Source organism: Brucella sp. TWI432, assembly GCF_039674445.1.
Classification (GTDB): domain Bacteria; phylum Pseudomonadota; class Alphaproteobacteria; order Rhizobiales; family Rhizobiaceae; genus Brucella; species Brucella chromiisoli.
Window position 1 is genome coordinate 35,944 of record NZ_JBDJNL010000008.1, and the last position, 13,304, is coordinate 49,247.

The following is a 13,304-nucleotide window of genomic DNA, read 5'->3' on the forward strand; positions in this document are numbered from 1 at the left end:
GCTGACACAAACGCCGTGAAACCGGCACCTCCCCGCAGCGTCAGGAACCGGACCGAAACCTAAAGACGGTTGACGTGCACGTCAATCACGGATGGGCGGCAATATCGATTTAAATGAATTTATTGTTACAGGTAGTCATTCCGTTTTCGCACTAACCCCGATCGCATCTGGTCCCTGTGATGCTTTCCACCATGTTTCGTCCTGCACGATCACAGGCATCCCAACTTCATAGCGTTTACAACCCCAATCTTGTGGGTTAGGAGAACCCCGTAAACATCCGGTCGCAGCCTACCCGGTCAAAACAAGGACTCAAACGATGAAAACACTCGTCATCTGCTCCGGCGGATTGGACTCTGTTTCGCTTAGCTATAAAATTGCGGCGGAACATCAGCTCACTGGCCTGATCTCTTTTGATTATGGCCAGCGGCACAAAAAAGAACTCGACTTTGCGGCCTCTTGTGCAAAGCGGCTCAATGTCCCTCATCAGATCATCGATATTCGCCCGATTGGTTCAAGCCTCACCGGTTCGGCCCTAACCGACGATGTTGATGTTCCTGACGGCCATTATGCCGAAGAAACAATGAAAATCACGGTCGTTCCCAACCGCAATGCCATTATGCTGGCAATTGCCTTTGGTGTGGCGGCAGCACAAAAAGCTGAAGCCGTGGCGCTTGCCGTTCACGGCGGCGATCACTTCATCTATCCCGATTGCCGCCCCGGCTTTATCAATGCTTTCCAGACCATGCAGGATCATGCACTGGAAGGCTATGCCGATGCCAGGCTGCTCGCGCCCTATGTGCAAAAGACAAAAAGCGACATCGTCGTGGATGGTGCGAAATACAAAACACCATTTGAGGCAACATGGTCCTGCTACAAAGGCGGTGCGCATCATTGCGGACGCTGCGGCACATGCGTGGAACGCCGCGAGGCCTTTCATCTGGCCGGGATCCAAGATCCAACGCTCTACGAAGATGCTGATTTCTGGCGTGCCGCCATCGAAAGAGGGGGTGCCTGATGTTTCGCATCACCAAGGAATTTCATTTCTCCGCCTCGCATCAGTTAACCGAACTGCCAGCCGATCATCAGTGTGCGCGGCTGCACGGGCACAATTACATCGTGGAAGTCGAGCTTTCCGCTTCGGTTCTCGATGACCACGGTTTTGTGCGTGATTATCACGAGTTGGCACCGCTCAAGCGCTATATTGATGATGAGCTCGATCACCGCCATCTCAATGATGTGCTTGGCCATAATCGCGTGACGGCGGAAGTGCTGGCATGTCATCTCTTTGAATGGTGCAAGAGCCGCTGGCAGGAAGTGACGGCGGTGCGGGTCAGCGAAACGCCAAAAACATGGGCTGAGTATCGGCCCGGACATCAGCCATGAAGATCGAACCCGAAATTCGCATCAGCGAGATTTTCGGCCCAACCATTCAGGGCGAAGGCGTATTAAGCGGCGAGCCGACTGTTTTTGTGCGCACGGGCGGCTGCGACTATCGCTGCGCATGGTGTGACAGTCTGCACGCTGTTGAAAGCCGCTTTCGTCATGACTGGAAGCCAATGAGCGTCGATGCAATCTGGCATGAAGTGACGGCACTTTCTGGAAAAAGCCCCATAACAGTGTCACTTTCAGGTGGCAATCCAGCCATCCAGCCTCTTGGACCACTGATCGATCATGGTCACGCGCAAGCCTATCGTTTTGCGCTGGAAACTCAGGGATCGGTGGCGAAAGACTGGTTTGCGAAGCTCGACACGCTGGTTTTAAGCCCAAAGCCGCCATCAAGCGGCATGGTAACGGATTGGGATGCGCTTGCCGCCTGCATTGATGCGGCAGGATCAAAGCCGAAAACAGTCCTCAAATTCGTGGTTTTCGACGATGCAGACTATGCCTTTGCAAAGGTCGCATCAGCGCGGCACCCGCATTTGGCCGTCTACCTTCAGCCGGGCAACCACACACCGCCGCCGCCCGAAGATGACAATGCCCGCATTGACATGGACGGCATCATGAACCGCATGGAATGGCTGGTCGACAAGGTAATGGCCGACCGCTGGTTTGAGGCGCATGTGCTGCCCCAGCTTCATGTGCTGATCTGGGGCAATAAGCGCGGGGTTTGAACTACCTGTTTTGTCCAGGCACCCACAACACATCCTTCGCGCCGTTTTCATTGACGGCGCGGGCAGCGACAAACAGGAAATCAGAGAGGCGGTTGATATATTGCAACGCCTCTTTCGAAACCACTTCGCCTTCGGTCTTTGCAAGCGCCACAATCAGACGCTCAGCGCGGCGTGAAACAGTACGTGCCAGATGCAGCGCTGCCGACGCTGCCGAACCGCCCGGCAGAATGAACGAGCGCAGTGGTGGAATATCGACATTCAGATAATCAATATCGGATTCCAGCCTTTTAACCTGTTGCTCAACAATACGCAGCGGTTCATAGCTTAGAGGCTGCCCATCATCCGGCGTTGAAAGGTCGGCACCAAGATCGAACAGGTCATTCTGGATACGCGCAAGCATCACATCAATATGCGTATAATCCACGCTCGTGGTATGAATGCGCACAAGGCCGATACAGGCATTGGTTTCATCAACCGTGCCATAGGATTCAACGCGCAAATCCGATTTGAGCCGCCGCGGTCCGCTCGTCAGACCTGTGGTGCCATCATCCCCCGTGCGGGTATAAATCTTGTTGAGCCTGACCATCTTATTGTCCACCCGTCTGGCGTGCGAAATAGACCGCTGCAACGATCAACACAATCGCGACAAACTGCAAAAGCACGCGCAACTGCATCATCCTGTTTGAAAAATTACCGTCGCCACCGCGCATCATATTGCGCAAGCCGATAATGAGCACAATCGCCACGGCAAACATCGCCACCAGAGCCGCGCCCTTGAACAGAACGTCCATTTACTTTCCTCCCATAATCCGCCGTCTTTTTTGGTCAAGACTGGTCGGACAGCATTTTATAGAGCCAGCGCGATGGTAGCAGGCGTCGTGCCAGAATACCCAGTTTCGCCGGTCGTGTAACGGCGTAATGCGGACGCGGGTTGTGCGCTTCCAAGGCATGCACAAGTACCGCGTAAACCGCTTCCGGGCCAAGCTTGTTTTTAGATTTTGTACCACCACCTTCAAGCTTTGCCATCTGGCGTTGGTATAATTCGCGATGCACGGAATGCTCAAGATCGATATTGGCCCGCGCATGTAAGGCTGCATTATAGGTAAATTGCGACGCAATCGGCCCGGGTTCAATCATAGACACCGCAATGCCTGAACCTTCGAGTTCCATGCGTTGCGCGAGCATCAACCCTTCGAGCGCAAATTTCGACGCCACATAAGCGCCACGCCATTTCATCGGCACAAGACCTAAGATCGATGAGCAATGCACGATACGGCCATGGCCCTGCGCGCGCATGGTGGGAATGATGCGGCGTGTGAGATCATGCCAGCCAAAGAAATTGGCTTCAAATTGCGCGCGCAAAGCATCCACCGGCAAATCTTCAACGGCGCCCGGTTGCGCATAGGCGCCATTGTTGAAAAGCGCATCCAGCTTTCCATCGGTTGCACGCAAAAATTGCTTGACCAGCGCTTCAATCGACTGTGGTTGCGTATAATCAAGATAGAAAGCCTCAATGCCTTTGGCTTTCAACGCTGCAATATCCGCATCTTTGCGCGCCGTGGCCAATACGCGCCAGTTGGCCCTATGCAAAGCCTCTGCACAATAAGCCCCAATCCCCGAAGAACACCCGGTTATCAGGATATTGCGCTTTGCATTTTGTGGAGCCATTGCTTTCTTCCTACAGTAGGATTTTGGCCAGAGTGCTTGATTCGCAAAAGGTTTAAAACAGTCCGCCCCTTGCATTTCCCAATTCGATACTAGATTGAAGGCTTTGAAATCCAATAAATGAGCCAAAGAGAGACAAATCTGCGGATGCGAAAAATACGGCGTTTTCTCCGTCAGATCACCTTCGATGTTTACGGGCATTTCAGCAGCGACGATGGTTGGGCCTTCGCCTCTCATATAGCCCTGTCAGGACTGATGGCGCTGTTTCCGTTTTTGATCTTTGCAACCACACTCGCCGGTTTTCTTGGCACCAAAGAATTTGCCAACAATGCCGTGCACGTCATTTTTGATATGTGGCCTTCCAATATCGCCGCTCCCATCGCCAATGAAGTGATGAATGTTCTGACCGTTCAGCGCAGCGGACTTCTGACGCTGAGTGTGATCGCCGCCGCTTATTTTGCCTCCAATGGTGTGGAAGCGCTGCGCATGTCGTTGAACCGTGCCTATCGTGTCAGCGACCAGCGCTCGATCATTTTCTGCCGCCTGCAAAGCTTAGGTTTTGTGCTGATCGGTACAATCAGCCTGATGGCGATCAGCTTTCTGCTGGTTCTGGCGCCGCTTGCCGTGCGGCTGGCAGAACAATGGTTTCCGGACATCGCACCTTTCACCGGAACAATCGCCATATGGCGCTATACGATTACTGTCATCGTTCTCGTCTTGGCGCTGTTCATCGTGCATATCTGGCTGCCAGCCGGAAAACGCCGCTTGAGCGACATTCTGCCGGGCATCGGCATCACGCTGATTGCATGGCTTGCTGCCGCAACGGCCTTTGCAAAATATCTCGAAACATTTGCCAATTACGTCACCACCTATGCAGGCCTCGCCTCGATCATGGTGGCAATCGTATTTCTCTATATGCTATCGGCAATCTTCATCATTGGCGCAGAAATCAACGCGGCCATCATGATTTTCCGCAAGCGCGAACAACAGCCCGGACTTATCGACGCAAAGTAGTCAGCGCCACGCCAAAGGTTGTCACAACCATGCCCGCAATCTGAATAGGCCCCAGTGTTTCGCCAAAAATCAGATAAGCCATGATCGCAGCGGTTCCGGGCACCAGATAGAAAAGCGATGCAACTTTCGACATCGCCCCTTCGCGGATCATCACCAGAAGTGCCAGAATTGCGCCGATGGAAATCGCCAATGTCAGCCAGACCAACGCAAAGATAAGCTGCGGCGACCAGACCATCACGCGTGTTTCAAAGGTAAAAGCACAAATCGCTGTCAAAGCGGCAGCAGCAATATACTGCACCGCCGTCCCAGTCTTCAAATCCGCCGCCGTACCAAAGCGTTTCTGCCAAACCGTTCCGGTGCTGATCGCCAGAACCGCCACAAATGCTGCCGCCAGGCTTTGCGGGTCGACGCCGCTGTGGCCAGAAAATTTCGGCCCCACCACCATTGCAACACCAACAAAACCGATCAGCAACCCCAGCCATTGCCGACCGCTTGCGCGCTCCCCCAAAAGAAGTGCTGCAATCAGTGTGGTCAGCATGGGCTGAAGCCCCGCAACAAGGCCCGACATGCCAGCCGGCAATCCGTGATGCACAGCCCAGAAAAGCGCTGAAAGATAAACGCCATGGATCAGACACCCGGCAATGGCTGCATTGATCAGCCCCCTGCCCTTCGGCCAAACGCTATGACTTGCCAAAGCCCAGAGGATCATGATGAGCGCTGCAATGGAAAAGCGCACCGCCATGAAGCTGAACGGTTCCGCATAGGGCATGGAAAGCCCGGCCCCGATAAAGCCAGTGGCCCAGAGCAGCACAAACATGATCGGGAAAAAGCGGGTGGCCATGATGCAGACTTTCTTGTTTTGCCTGCAATAGTCTTCCTCATGCGATTCCGCTATCGCATAAATCTCAATGCTGCGATCAATTTGCCAAATGCCGCAGTTCTGCCTATGAAACAGCATGGACGCTGAAAACAACACAATCCGCATTTTTGTTGATGCCGACGCCTGCCCGGTGAAGGCGGAAATCTATCGCGTGGCCGAACGCCATGGTCTGCCTGTTGTGCTGGTTGCCAACAGCTATATCGCCATCCCACGCGATGCAGAACGCGTTGAACGTGTCATCGTCTCGGACAAGCTTGATGCAGCAGATGATTGGATTGCAGAAAATTCCCGTCCCGGCATTGTCGTCATCACGGCGGATATTCCGCTCGTAAGCCGGTCCATTGAAAAGGGCGCATCGGTTATCGCACCCAATGGCAAAGTGCACACGGCAAGCACGATCGGCAACACGCTTGCAACGCGCAATCTGATGGATTCGCTGCGTTCTGCCGGGGAAGTTACACGCGGGCCAGCCCCCTTTTCACCCAAAGACCGCTCGGCATTCCTGTCGGCGCTTGAACAGGCCATTGTCCAGTTGAAGCGCGCCGGTTTCGTATCAGCTTGAGCGCATCGAAGCGGTCGCGACCCCTGCGCCAATCAGCATAGTGCCGCCTGCACGGTTGAAAATACGCAAGGCACGCTCATTGGCGAAGAAACGTCGCGCACGTGTGGCAATCAGCGCATAAGCAAAAGCATTGAGAAACGCCAGCGCGAGGAACGTGCTTTCAAAGACCAGCATCTGCGTCATGAAATCACGATGCGGGCTTAAAAACTGCGGCAGGAAAGCCACGAAAAACGTAATGCTTTTCGGATTGAGCGCCGTTACCAGCCACGCATGAAGCAGCATTTTGACCGGCTTCACCTGATCATGCCGCGCCTTGGCATTCATCGCGCCGCCGGATCGAAACAACTTTATGCCCAGCCAGATAAGATAGGCAGCCCCCATCCATTTAACCGCAGTAAAAACGGTTGCTGAAGCGGCAAGAAGTGCACCAACCCCCAGCATGGAAAGCGTCATGGCGGTGAAATCACCAAGCGCCACACCAATTGCCATCGGAAGGGCGGCCTTCCAGCCCTGCCCCAGCGCATAGGACACCACCAGCAAAACCGTCGGTCCCGGAATAATCAACATAACGATTGATGCGGCAGAGAATGCCAGCCAGACTTCCATGCTCATCGGCAATGTCCCCCTTTATGAGCATAAGGAAGCCACCAAACGTGAAACTTGTCTATCTAAAGTTTTTGTGCCGCTTCGATCAGCTTGATTGCATCCGGGCTATCCCACGGAGCCGGACCATTCATCGATGCTATCTGGCAGCCTTCTTTATCGACCAGCAATGTCACAGGAAGACCGAAAGCGAGATTTTTGCGCTTTAATTCATTGAAGCTCGACATGCTGGCATCGCGATTAAGGCTCAAGCTCTTCACGCCAATCTCTTCGAGAAACTTTTTCGGCTTCTCATCAGAGCCGGTATCAATGTTGATCGCGACGACATCAAAATCGCTGCCGCCCTTTTGAGCCTGAAGATGATCAAGCTCGGGCATTTCTTCGCGGCAGGGCGCGCACCATGTCGCCCAGAGATTAACAAGCAGCGTCTTACCCTTGTAATCGCCAAGTGTCATCTGCTTGCCGTCAGGGCCGGTAAAAGCGATATGGGCAACAGAAATAGGCTTTTCAGCAGCCCGCATCGCAGCAACACTACCCGTCGCCGCTGCATCAAGAGCTTTCAGACTATCGGCCTTCAACGCACATTGTGCGGAAGCCTCATCACTTTGAACGTAAACTTTGCTGACGGGTGCATTGCCAGAAGGCCGTTCCATCACGTATACCGCGCCTATACCGGCGATGACACCGGCAAGTGCTGCAAGAAGGACGATCTTCCGGTTTCCTGACTTTGCCTTATCGTTGTCTTTTGCCATCTCGCGTCACTTTCCCTTAGTCTTGCATCCGAGGCATACGAGCATGAGCGAACAAAAATCAAGCAATCAGATGTGGGGCGGCCGTTTTGCCTCAGGACCCGATGCGATCATGGAAGAGATCAATGCATCGATTGGCTTCGACCGCAAGCTCTATGCGCAGGATATTCAGGGCTCGCTCGCCCATGCTGCCATGCTTGCAAAGACTGGCATCATTGCGGCAGACGATCATAAAAAGATCGAAGAGGGCCTGAAAACCATCCTCAAGGAAATTGAAGAGGGTAAATTCACCTTCTCGCGCAAGCTCGAAGACATTCATATGAATATCGAAGCGCGCCTTGCCGACCTCATCGGTCCATCCGCCGGACGCCTGCACACCGCCCGCTCGCGCAACGATCAGGTGGCTGTCGATTTCCGCCTTTGGGTCAAGCAGGAGATGCAGAAAACAGCGATTGCACTCAAAGGCCTGATCGAAGCATTTCTGGAGCGCGCAGAAGAGCATGCTGCAACCGTCATGCCGGGCTTCACGCATTTGCAGACGGCACAGCCTGTCACTTTCGGTCATCATTGCATGGCCTATGTGGAAATGTTTGGCCGAGATCTGTCGCGCGTGCGCGATGCGATTGAACGTATGGACGAATCGCCTCTGGGTGCCGCAGCCCTTGCAGGCACCGGCTTCCCGATTGATCGTCACATGACGGCGCAGGCACTTGGTTTCCGCGAACCAACCCGCAACTCGCTTGATAGCGTTTCTGACCGCGACTATGCGCTCGAATTCCTGTCGCTTGCCGCCATCTGTGCGGGGCACCTGTCGCGTCTCGCTGAAGAAATCGTCATCTGGTCAACGCCGCAATTCAATTTCGTGCGCCTGTCTGATGCTTTCTCGACCGGCTCATCGATCATGCCACAGAAGAAGAACCCGGACGCTGCCGAACTGGTGCGCGCCAAAACGGGCCGCATCAATGGCTCGCTGGTAGCCCTTCTTACCATCATGAAAGGTCTGCCGCTCGCCTATTCAAAAGATATGCAGGAAGACAAGGAACAGGTTTTCGACGCTGCTGAAAATCTGGAACTCGCCATCGCTGCCATGTCTGGCATGATGCGTGACCTGACCGTCAATGTCGCTTCCATGAAAAAAGCCGCCGGTTCCGGCTATTCCACCGCAACGGATCTCGCTGACTGGCTGGTGCGCGAATTGGGCCTTCCATTCCGCGATGCGCACCATGTGACGGGCCGCGCCGTGGCTCTGGCTGAAAGCAAGCAGATTGACCTCGCAGAACTCACGCTCGCAGATCTTCAGTCGATCAATCCGGGCATTACCGATGCGATTTTCGGCTATCTGACGGTCGAGCAGTCGGTCAAAAGCCGCCAGTCATTCGGTGGCACTGCACCACAACAGGTGCGAAACCAGATTTCTTACTGGAAAAATCGCATCGCAAAGGCATAAGCTAACGATCGTGGTGAAATCGCTCCTGAAGGAGTGATTTCACTTTCAAGCATTTTGGGTTAGACCAGCCCCATAGGACAAATTCCGGGAACCAAAGCTGATGACAGGCCGCTCCGCCATTTCTTCCGTGCTTCTGATCGCAGCCCTTGCTGCCACTCTTGCCGCTTGCGGACGAAAAGGCCCGCTTGAGCCGCCGCCTGCGCAGATGATCACCAATGAACAGGGGCGCACGGTAGAGAAACCGAAGGAAGACAAGCCCTTCATCCTCGACAAAATCCTGTAATCCCCCATTCGGATTGTTTCCCGTGAATCATTTTGAATATCGCAACGGCGTTCTTCACGCCGAAAATGTAAGCCTGCCCGACATCGCAAAAGAAGTTGGCACGCCGTTCTATGTCTATTCGCGTGCCACGATTGAGCGCCATTTCCGCGTCTTCAGCGAAGCCTTTGCCGATATGGAAACGCTGGTCACTTACGCGCTGAAGGCCAATTCCAATCTGGCCGTGCTGAAAACGCTCGCCAAGCTTGGCGCGGGCGCCGACACGGTTTCGGAAGGCGAAATCCGCCGCGCTTTGGCTGCCGGTATTCCGGCGAACAAAATCGTGTTTTCCGGCGTTGGCAAAACCCCGCATGAAATGGATTTCGCGCTTCAAGCAGGCATTTACTGCTTTAATGTCGAATCCGAACCCGAGCTGGAAATCCTTTCGGCGCGCGCGCTCAAGGCTGGCAAGGTCGCATCCGTTTCGCTTCGCATCAATCCCGATGTTGATGCCAAGACCCATGCCAAAATCTCAACCGGAAAATCCGAAAACAAGTTCGGCATTCCCCGCGTCAAAGCCCGTCAGGCCTATGCACGAGCTGCAAGTCTTCCGGGTATCAATGTTGTCGGTATCGACATGCATATCGGCAGCCAGATCATTGATCTTGAGCCATTCGACAACGCTTTTGCGCTGATGGCGCAGCTGGTTGAGGAATTGCGCGCTGATGGTCACAATATCCGCCACGTCGATGTTGGCGGGGGCTTGGGCATTCCCTATCGCACCGACAACAACCCGCCGCCGCTGCCCGCAGCCTATGCGGAAATCGTCGCAAAGCACATCAAGCCGCTGGGCCTTAAAACCGTATTTGAACCGGGGCGTCTGATCGTCGGCAATGCCGGTCTTCTGATAACAGAAGTCATTTTCGTAAAAGAAGGCGACGCCAAGAATTTTATCATTGTTGATGCGGCAATGAACGATCTCATTCGCCCGACCCTTTACGAAGCTTTCCACGACATCAAGCCAGTCATGGAAGCCAAGGATAGTACCCCACGCATCCGCGCTGATTTTGTCGGCCCTGTGTGTGAAACCGGCGATTATCTCGGCCTTGACCGCGAAGTGGCAAAGCCTGCTCCGGGCGATCTGATTGCTGTCTGCACGACAGGTGCTTATGGCGCGGTTCTGTCGAGTACCTATAACAGCCGCCTTCTGATCCCCGAAGTGCTGGTGGATGGCGACCGCTATCACGTCATTCGCCCACGTCGGACCTATGAAGAGCTGCTTGCGCTCGATTCCGTGCCGGACTGGTTATAAATTAAAGCGAAAGCCTCGTCTTTGCCATGATGCGTGTTATTCTATGAACAACCCATAGGCGTTACACGCATCAGAAAGCCACGATGACAAAACAGAGAAAAGACAGCAAAGACTTGCCAGCCCGCAAGCGCGATGCGTTTTTCCGCCTGTTTTCCGGTGAAGGCGCTGCCCTGCGCCGCCTTCGCCTGCAAAATTTTCTGACAATCAGTTTCGAGCGCCTATGGCCACTCGTTCTGCCGCTGATTCTGCTGATTGCGCTTTTTGCAAGCTTAAGCTGGCTTGGGCTTTTTGCACTCATGCCGCGCTGGCTGCATCTGGGTATGCTTGGGTTCTTTGCCTTTGCAGCACTGGTTGCGCTCTGTCTGCCGTTCCGCTTTCGCCTGCCTGATGAAAATACCATCACCGCACGCATTGAAGATGTAAATGGCCTGATCCACGAGCCGTTGGCCGTGCAGACCAGCCAAATGGCGACCGGCAGCAAGGACCCTTTTGCCATCGCTCTCTGGCAGGAACATAAGCGCCGCATGGCTGAGCGGCTGAAAAATCTGCAATCAGGCGTTCCCCGCCCGCGCATTCCAGAACGCGATCCTTTTGCGCTGCGCGCAATTGTGGCGCTGCTGTTTGTGACCGCCTCTGCCTATAGTCTTAGCCCGAAAAGCGGTCGTATTGCGGATGCATTTCATATTCGCGCCGGTGGCACCACAGCCGTTGCGCGCATTGATGCATGGGTAACGCCACCGCAATATACGGACCGCGCGCCGGTTTTCCTCAGCACCACGACAGATGCGGCAGCCACCGCCAAACCCATCACCGTACCGCAGGGCAGCATCGTCAATATCCGGGTCATCGGTGGCCGTTCTGAACGGCTGACCACGACCGATTCGACCGGCCATCGCAGTGACATTCAGCCCGTTGCCGCCAAAGAAGGCGAAAACCAGCAGGACCTTGTCGATGGCAGCCGTAACTTCCGTTACGATCTGCAACAGGATCAGACGCTGATGCTGTCCGGCACCGATGCGCGCTGGAGTTTTTCCGTCACGCCCGACAATCCGCCAACCATCCATTTTACCAAAGAGCCGAGCCATGCGCTGAACGGCACATTGCAGCTCAGCTATGAAATTACCGACGATTACGGTGCGGCAAAAGCCTATGGCGAAATTGTACCCCTTAATATCGACCACGAAGACGAGGAAACGGTTCCTCTTTACGACGCCCCTGATCTGCCGCTTGCATTGCCGCGCCGTGGAACAAAAGAAGCGACAACATCCAAGGACCTGACCCAGCATCCATGGGCCGGTCAAAAGGTAGCGCTCACGCTGGTTGTGACCGATGCTGGCGGCAAGAGTGCGCGCAGCGAAACCAAGATCATCACCCTGCCCGAACGCCCCTTTGCCAATCCACTGGCCAAGGCCGTTGCCGAGCAGCGACGCATTCTCGCCCTTGACGCCACACAGCGCGACCATGTGCGCGATATGCTTTCAGCACTCATGATCCGCCCGGAAGAGACGATAAAGGACAAAGCCCATTACCTTGGTCTCGTCACCATCCGCACGCGGCTCAAGCTCGCAACCAGCGACGATTCCTTGCGTGATACGGCTGATTATATGTGGCAGGTGGCGCTTGGCATCGAAGACGGCAATCTGTCCGCAGCAGAACGCCGCCTGCGTCAGGCACAGGAAGCATTGCGCAGCGCACTACAAAATGGTGCCTCACAGGAACAGATAGAAAAGCTGACTGCGGAACTACGCAAGGCAATGCAGGATTTTCTGCGTGAATTCGCCCAGCGTCAGCAACAGAACCCCAATGCCCGTAATCAGCCAATGGACCCGAATGCCCGTTTGCTGACCGACAAGGATTTACAGCGCATGATGGACCAGATTGAAAATCTGGCGCGTCAGGGTTCGCGTGATCAGGCTGAACAGCTTCTGTCGCAGCTGCAAGACCTGATGAACAACCTTCAGATGGGCCAACCGGGCCAGCAGGGACAAGGTCAGGGCCAGGCCAATCAGATGCAGCAGCAGATGAACAAGCTGGGCGATCTGATGCGCCGCCAGCAGCAGATGATGAACGAGACCTTCAAACTCGATCAGCAGATGCAGCAGCAGCAATATGGCAATGGTGAAGGTGAATTCTGGGATGATCAGCTTCCCGGCGATAACGGCTCTATGGGAAGAGGCGAATCACAACAAGGTGGGCAGCCAAGCGATATACCGACAGATCTCGCTGAAGCCATGCGCAAGCTGCAACAGCAGCAACAGGCCCTTCAAGACGAACTCAAAACGTTCAACAAGGACCTCAAGGGCATGGGCATTGATCCCAATCAGGATCTGTCTGATGCGGACAAATCAATGGGCAATGCTGCCGATGCACTGGGCCGCAACGAAGGCTCGGAAGCAGGTGATCAGCAAGGCAGCGCGCTCGAAGCCCTGCGTCGCGGCGGCCGTGATATGATGAAACAAATGCAACAGGCCATGGGACAGAATGGTCAGGGCCAAAGTGGTCAAAATGGCCGTGATCCGCTTGGTCGTCAACAAGGCAGCAATGGTTTGTCCGACGGTGATGGCGTCAAGATTCCGGGCGAAATCGATATTCAGCGCGCACGCGAAATTCTTGACGAAATCCGCCGCAAGCTTGGCAACGCGCTGACGCCACAGATGGAGAAGGAATATCTCCAGCGGCTGTTGCAGTTCGATTGATACCAA

At 54.5% G+C, this 13,304-nt stretch carries 15 protein-coding genes; 9 read left to right on the plus strand and 6 right to left on the minus strand.

What is annotated here, in order from left to right:
- Positions 1-316: 316 nt before the first annotated feature.
- The 3 genes from queC to queE are packed head-to-tail and all read left to right on the plus strand — an operon-like array spanning position 317 to position 2,111.
- Positions 317-1,015: a 7-cyano-7-deazaguanine synthase QueC gene (gene queC / locus ABE527_RS12600; RefSeq protein ID WP_499697121.1), complete on the plus strand. Its 699-nt coding sequence runs from the start codon at positions 317-319 to the stop codon at positions 1,013-1,015.
- A complete protein-coding gene (gene queD / locus ABE527_RS12605) occupies positions 1,015-1,383 on the plus strand; it encodes a 6-carboxytetrahydropterin synthase QueD (protein ID WP_499697122.1) in 369 nt (122 codons plus the stop codon). The genes queC and queD overlap by 1 nt, the downstream gene beginning before the upstream one ends.
- Positions 1,380-2,111, plus strand: coding sequence for a 7-carboxy-7-deazaguanine synthase QueE (queE, locus tag ABE527_RS12610; RefSeq protein ID WP_499697123.1), 732 nt, complete (start codon positions 1,380-1,382; stop codon positions 2,109-2,111). The genes queD and queE overlap by 4 nt, the downstream gene beginning before the upstream one ends.
- Before the next feature lies 1 nt (position 2,112).
- On the opposite strand, the gene ABE527_RS12615 is transcribed toward queE, so the two are convergent.
- The 3 genes from ABE527_RS12615 to ABE527_RS12625 are packed head-to-tail and all read right to left on the minus strand — an operon-like array spanning position 2,113 to position 3,779.
- Positions 2,113-2,697, minus strand: a complete 585-nt coding sequence (locus tag ABE527_RS12615; protein WP_499697124.1) for a cob(I)yrinic acid a,c-diamide adenosyltransferase — start codon at positions 2,695-2,697, stop codon at positions 2,113-2,115.
- Between the two features lies 1 nt (position 2,698).
- Positions 2,699-2,902: a twin transmembrane helix small protein gene (locus ABE527_RS12620; RefSeq protein WP_265982312.1), complete on the minus strand. Its 204-nt coding sequence runs from the start codon at positions 2,900-2,902 to the stop codon at positions 2,699-2,701.
- Between the two features lie 34 nt (positions 2,903-2,936).
- On the minus strand, positions 2,937-3,779 hold the full coding sequence (locus ABE527_RS12625) for an SDR family oxidoreductase (RefSeq protein WP_499697125.1): 843 nt from the start codon (positions 3,777-3,779) through the stop codon (positions 2,937-2,939).
- A gap of 144 nt (positions 3,780-3,923) precedes the next feature.
- Here ABE527_RS12625 and ABE527_RS12630 point away from each other — a divergent pair, with 144 nt between their 5' ends.
- A complete protein-coding gene (locus tag ABE527_RS12630; RefSeq protein WP_265982316.1) occupies positions 3,924-4,790 on the plus strand; it encodes a YihY/virulence factor BrkB family protein in 867 nt (288 codons plus the stop codon).
- On the opposite strand, the gene ABE527_RS12635 is transcribed toward ABE527_RS12630, so the two are convergent.
- Positions 4,774-5,631, minus strand: a complete 858-nt coding sequence (locus tag ABE527_RS12635; protein WP_499697126.1) for a DMT family transporter — start codon at positions 5,629-5,631, stop codon at positions 4,774-4,776. The genes ABE527_RS12630 and ABE527_RS12635 overlap by 17 nt on opposite strands.
- Before the next feature lie 115 nt (positions 5,632-5,746).
- On the opposite strand from ABE527_RS12635, the gene ABE527_RS12640 reads away from it, so the two are divergent.
- Positions 5,747-6,232, plus strand: coding sequence for a YaiI/YqxD family protein (locus tag ABE527_RS12640; RefSeq protein ID WP_499697127.1), 486 nt, complete (start codon positions 5,747-5,749; stop codon positions 6,230-6,232).
- Here ABE527_RS12640 and ABE527_RS12645 read toward each other — a convergent pair.
- Both ABE527_RS12645 and tlpA read right to left on the minus strand, forming a co-directional pair.
- Positions 6,224-6,844 (minus strand): LysE family translocator, encoded by a 621-nt coding sequence (locus tag ABE527_RS12645; RefSeq protein ID WP_265982319.1) that lies wholly within the window; start codon positions 6,842-6,844, stop codon positions 6,224-6,226. The two genes, ABE527_RS12640 and ABE527_RS12645, sit on opposite strands and share 9 nt — an antisense overlap.
- 56 nt (positions 6,845-6,900) lie before the next feature.
- A complete protein-coding gene (gene tlpA, locus ABE527_RS12650) occupies positions 6,901-7,587 on the minus strand; it encodes a thiol:disulfide interchange protein TlpA (protein ID WP_499697128.1) in 687 nt (228 codons plus the stop codon).
- A 43-nt stretch (positions 7,588-7,630) separates the two neighbouring features.
- On the opposite strand from tlpA, the gene argH reads away from it, so the two are divergent.
- The 4 genes from argH to ABE527_RS12670 all read left to right on the plus strand — a co-directional run bounded on the left by argH (position 7,631) and on the right by ABE527_RS12670 (position 13,298).
- Complete coding sequence (argH, locus tag ABE527_RS12655; protein WP_499697129.1) at positions 7,631-9,031, plus strand: argininosuccinate lyase; 1,401 nt, start codon at positions 7,631-7,633, stop codon at positions 9,029-9,031.
- A 100-nt stretch (positions 9,032-9,131) separates the two neighbouring features.
- A complete protein-coding gene (gene lptM, locus ABE527_RS12660) occupies positions 9,132-9,314 on the plus strand; it encodes an LPS translocon maturation chaperone LptM (protein WP_024898585.1) in 183 nt (60 codons plus the stop codon).
- A 22-nt stretch (positions 9,315-9,336) separates the two neighbouring features.
- The gene (lysA, locus tag ABE527_RS12665) at positions 9,337-10,602 is read left to right on the plus strand and encodes a diaminopimelate decarboxylase (RefSeq protein ID WP_499697130.1); all 1,266 of its coding nucleotides are present in this window, start codon (positions 9,337-9,339) and stop codon (positions 10,600-10,602) included.
- A gap of 83 nt (positions 10,603-10,685) precedes the next feature.
- Positions 10,686-13,298 (plus strand): TIGR02302 family protein, encoded by a 2,613-nt coding sequence (locus ABE527_RS12670; protein WP_499697131.1) that lies wholly within the window; start codon positions 10,686-10,688, stop codon positions 13,296-13,298.
- Positions 13,299-13,304: the final 6 nt, after the last annotated feature.